Source organism: Dermabacter sp. p3-SID358 (assembly GCF_025147465.1).
Taxonomy (GTDB): Bacteria; Actinomycetota; Actinomycetes; order Actinomycetales; family Dermabacteraceae; genus Dermabacter.
On record NZ_JALXOZ010000032.1, the window covers coordinates 1 to 5,359 of the forward strand.

Below are 5,359 nucleotides of genomic sequence, written 5' to 3' on the forward strand. Positions count from 1 at the left end.
GTGCGTGTGTTGTTTGATATCTCAATAGTGTGTCTGTTTATTGATGCCAATTTTTTTTGGCAGGAACATTGGATTTCTTGTTCAATTTTTGGATGGTCAGCGATTGTTGATTGTCTTGTTTCTGCTGGGTTTAGATTTTTCTGTTTTTTAATGGAGAGTTTGATCCTGGCTCAGGACGAACGCTGGCGGCGTGCTTAACACATGCAAGTCGAACGATGAAGCTGTGCTTGCACAGTGGATTAGTGGCGAACGGGTGAGTAACACGTGAGTAACCTGCCCTTCACTTTGGGATAACTCCGAGAAATCGGGGCTAATACTGGATATGACCTTGGCCCGCATGGGTTTTGGTGGAAAGTTTTTCGGTGGGGGATGGGCTCGCGGCCTATCAGTTTGTTGGTGAGGTAGTGGCTCACCAAGGCGATGACGGGTAGCCGGCCTGAGAGGGCGACCGGCCACACTGGGACTGAGACACGGCCCAGACTCCTACGGGAGGCAGCAGTGGGGAATATTGCACAATGGGCGAAAGCCTGATGCAGCGACGCCGCGTGGGGGATGACGGCCTTCGGGTTGTAAACCTCTTTCAGCAAGGAAGAAGCGAAAGTGACGGTACTTGCAGAAGAAGCGCCGGCTAACTACGTGCCAGCAGCCGCGGTAATACGTAGGGCGCAAGCGTTGTCCGGAATTATTGGGCGTAAAGAGCTTGTAGGTGGCTTGTCGCGTCTGCCGTGAAAACCCGAGGCTTAACCTTGGGCGTGCGGTGGGTACGGGCAGGCTAGAGTGCGGTAGGGGAGACTGGAATTCCTGGTGTAGCGGTGAAATGCGCAGATATCAGGAGGAACACCGATGGCGAAGGCAGGTCTCTGGGCCGTTACTGACACTGAGAAGCGAAAGCATGGGGAGCGAACAGGATTAGATACCCTGGTAGTCCATGCCGTAAACGTTGGGCACTAGGTGTGGGGAGCATTCCACGTTTTCCGCGCCGTAGCTAACGCATTAAGTGCCCCGCCTGGGGAGTACGGCCGCAAGGCTAAAACTCAAAGGAATTGACGGGGGCCCGCACAAGCGGCGGAGCATGCGGATTAATTCGATGCAACGCGAAGAACCTTACCAAGGCTTGACATGCACTGGATCGCTGCAGAGATGTGGTTTTCTTTGGACTGGTGCACAGGTGGTGCATGGTTGTCGTCAGCTCGTGTCGTGAGATGTTGGGTTAAGTCCCGCAACGAGCGCAACCCTCGTTCCATGTTGCCAGCACTTTTAGGTGGGGACTCATGGGAGACTGCCGGGGTCAACTCGGAGGAAGGTGGGGACGACGTCAAATCATCATGCCCCTTATGTCTTGGGCTTCACGCGTGCTACAATGGTCGGTACAATGGGTTGCGATACTGTGAGGTGGAGCTAATCCCAAAAAGCCGGTCTCAGTTCGGATTGGGGTCTGCAACTCGACCCTATGAAGTCGGAGTCGCTAGTAATCGCAGATCAGCAATGCTGCGGTGAATACGTTCCCGGGCCTTGTACACACCGCCCGTCAAGTCACGAAAGTCGGTAACACCCGAAGCCAGTGGCCCAAACTCGTTAGGGAGCTGTCGAAGGTGGGATCGGTGATTGGGACTAAGTCGTAACAAGGTAGCCGTACCGGAAGGTGCGGCTGGATCACCTCCTTTCTAAGGAGTATCACTTTTATTCCCCGTCGCACCCGTTTTGTGGTGTGGAGCGTTCTGTGCCGAGTGTGTGCAGCGTTTTTTGGGGTTTGGGTGGAACATCAATAAAAGGACGAGGACTGTTTCGGGTTTGTGTTTGAGTACGCCTCCTTGTGGGGTGGGAAAGAGCGCGGCTTGGTGGTTCTTGTTGTGGGCACACTATTGGGGTGTGAGGCTGCACGCGTGAGCGTTTGGTCTTGTTCCCTCCTGCTTGCTGCTGACTGTGGTTGGTGGTGGTGGGTGTGGGGGTGTTGTTTGTCAACTGCATAGTGGACGCGAGCATCTTGTAAGCAATTTTTTTGTTACAGATAGTTCAATGTTTTTGGTCTATGTGTTCATTTTTGAGTGTTTCTAAGTTACTTAGAGCATACGGTGGATGCCTGGGCACAAGGAGCCGATGAAGGACGTGGGAGTCTGCGATAAGCCTCGGGGAGGTGACAACCGACCTGTGATCCGGGGGTGTCCGAATGGGGAAACCTGCTGCGGCGAGAGTCGTGGTACCCGCCACTGAATGTATAGGTGGTGTGGGGGGAACGAGGGGAAGTGAAACATCTCAGTACCCTCAGGAAGAGAAAACAATAGTGATTGCGTGAGTAGTGGCGAGCGAAAGCGTAGGAGGCTAAACCATGCTGGTGTGAGACTCGGTAGGGGTTGCTGGTGTGGGGTTGTGGGGTGCATTTACGCAATATCTACCGGTGTTGTGGTGTCGTGGTGTGTGGTAGGTGAAGCCTTGTGAGTGAGGCGCCATAGTGGGTGTGAGTCCCGTAGCTGAAACTGCATGGCCAGGCGTGGTGTTGCCCCGAGTAGGGCCGGGCTCGTGGAATCCGGTGTGAATCTGCCAGGACCACCTGGTAAGCCTAAATACTTCCTTGTGACCGATAGCGGACTAGTACCGTGAGGGAAAGGTGAAAAGTACCCCGGGAGGGGAGTGAAAGAGTACCTGAAACCGTGTGCTTACAATCCGTCGGAGCCTTGTGGGGTGACGGCGTGCCTATTGAAAAATGAGCCTGCGAGTTAGTGGTCGGTGGCGAGGTTAACCTGTGTGGGGTAGCCGTAGCGAAAGCGAGTCTGAATGGGGCGTGAGTCGCCGGCTCTAGACCCGAAGCGAAGTGATCTATCCATGGGCAGTGTGAAGCGCGGGTAAGACCGTGTGGAGGCGCGAACCCACTTCAGTTGAAAATGGAGGGGATGACCTGTGGATAGGGGTGAAAGGCCAATCAAACTTCGTGATAGCTGGTTCTCCCCGAAATGCATTTAGGTGCAGCGTTGCGTGTTTCGTGCTGGAGGTAGAGCACTGGATAGGCGATGGGCCCCACCGGGTTACTGACCTTAGCCAAACTCCGAATGCCGGTACGTGAGAGCGTAGCAGTGAGACTGTGGGGGATAAGCTTCATGGTCGAGAGGGAAACAGCCCAGAACATCAGCTAAGGCCCCTAAGCGTGTGCTAAGTGGGAAAGGATGTGGAGTTGCTGAGACAACCAGGAGGTTGGCTTAGAAGCAGCCACCCTTGAAAGAGTGCGTAATAGCTCACTGGTCAAGTGATTCTGCGCCGATAATGTAGCGGGGCTCAAGTACACCGCCGAAGCTGTGTCACTCCATTTGTGTGGGGTGGGTAGGGGAGCGTCGTGTGGCCGGTGAAGCTGCGGGGGAACCCAGTGGTGGAGGCTATGCGAGTGAGAATGCAGGCATGAGTAGCGAAAGACGGGTGAGAAACCCGTCCTCCGAATGATCAAGGGTTCCGGGGCTAGGTTAATCCGCCCCGGGTTAGTCGGGACCTAAGGCGAGGCTGACAGGCGTAGTCGATGGATAACGGGTTGATATTCCCGTACCGATAGTGTGAGGACCCATACCGAGGCGTGTGATGCTAACCACCCGAGCTTCCCCTTCCTTCCCTTTGGGTTGGTTGGTGGTGGTGAGGCTGGGAACCGAGCGCGTATTAGGTCAGCGTGTGGGATGACGCAGTGAGGTAGCTTCCGCGGGGTAATGGTTGTCCCCGTTCAAGCGTGCAGCCCGAGTGCGAGTAATGTTGTGCTCTTGTGGGTGAGACGTGATGAGGACCCTTTATTGGGGTAGGTGGGTGATCCTGGACTGCCGAGAAAAGTTCCGGCGTGACGAGCACTATTGCCCGTACCCTAAACCGACTCAGGTGATCAGGTAGAGAATACTAAGGAGTTCGAGAGAATCGTGGTTAAGGAACTCGGCAAAATGCCCCCGTAACTTCGGGAGAAGGGGGGCCTGAGGTGTGAGAGCACTGATGGCCGCAGAGACCAGGGAGAAGCGACTGTTTACTAAAAACACAGGTCCGTGCGAAGACGTAAGTCGCTGTATACGGACTGACGCCTGCCCGGTGCTGGAAGGTTAAGAGGACTGGTTAGCCCCTTTGTGGGCGAAGCTGAGAATTTAAGCCCCAGTAAACGGCGGTGGTAACTATAACCATCCTAAGGTAGCGAAATTCCTTGTCGGGTAAGTTCCGACCTGCACGAATGGCGTAACGACTTCTCCACTGTCTCAACCGCGAACTCGGCGAAATTGCATTACGAGTAAAGATGCTCGTTACGCGCAGCAGGACGGAAAGACCCCGGGACCTTTACTATAGTTTGGTATTGGTGTTCGGAACGGCTTGTGTAGGATAGGTGGGAGACTGAGAAGCTGGCACGCTAGTGTTGGTGGAGTCGTTGTTGAAATACCACTCTGGTCGTTTTGGATTCCTCACTTCGAGCCATGATCTGGTTCAGGGACAGTGCCTGATGGGTAGTTTAACTGGGGCGGTTGCCTCCTAAAGAGTAACGGAGGCGCTCAAAGGTTCCCTCAGCCTGGTTGGCAATCAGGTGTTGAGTGTAAGTGCACAAGGGAGCTTGACTGCGAGACAGACATGTCGGGCAGGAGCGAAAGCTGGAACTAGTGACCCGGCACCTCATTGTGGAATGGGTGTCGCTCAACGGATAAAAGGTACCCCGGGGATAACAGGCTGATCTTGCCCAAGAGCTCATATCGACGGCATGGTTTGGCACCTCGATGTCGGCTCGTCGCATCCTGGGGCTGGAGTTGGTCCCAAGGGTTAGGCTGTTCGCCTATTAAAGCGGTACGCGAGCTGGGTTTAGAACGTCGTGAGACAGTTCGGTCCCTATCCGCTGCGCGCGTTGGATATTTGAGAAGGCCTGTCCCTAGTACGAGAGGACCGGGATGGACTAACCTCTGGTGTGCCAGTTGTTCTGCCAAGGGCATGGCTGGTTGGCTACGTTGGGAAGGGATAACCGCTGAAAGCATCTAAGCGGGAAGCCTGCTTCGAGATGAGATATCCGTACACATTTTGTGTGGGAGGTCCCCTGTAGATGACGGGGTTGATAGGCCAGATGTGGAAGCGTAGTAATGCGTTCAGCTGACTGGTACTAATTGACCAACGACTTTTTTACACTCACTCAATTGTTTGTTGTTGTTTGTTCGCGTTCACTGTGTGGTTGACGAGCCACACCCCCCAAACCCCCACTGTTTTAGTGTGGCGGGTGTTTGTGAGGGTTGTTTAAAAGTGTTTCGGTGGTCATTGCGTTGGGGAAACGCCCGGTTCCATTCCGAACCCGGAAGCTAAGCCTAACAGCGCCGATGGTACTGCACTCGGGAGGGTGTGGGAGAGTAGGACACCGCCGAACTTTTCGTTGAGG

Annotated in this window: 3 rRNA genes; all 3 read left to right on the forward strand. The window is 54.5% G+C overall.

Annotated elements, in window-relative coordinates:
* Positions 1–147 precede the first annotated feature (147 nt).
* Positions 148–1,664: ribosomal RNA gene (locus M3B90_RS09550) — 16S ribosomal RNA — on the forward strand.
* Between the two features lie 385 nt (positions 1,665–2,049).
* A 23S ribosomal RNA gene (locus M3B90_RS09555) occupies positions 2,050–5,113 on the forward strand.
* A 117-nt stretch (positions 5,114–5,230) separates the two neighbouring features.
* Positions 5,231–5,347 (forward strand): 5S ribosomal RNA (gene rrf, locus M3B90_RS09560).
* Together the 16S, 23S and 5S rRNA genes form the textbook arrangement of a ribosomal RNA operon.
* The last annotated feature ends 12 nt before the right edge of the window (positions 5,348–5,359 follow it).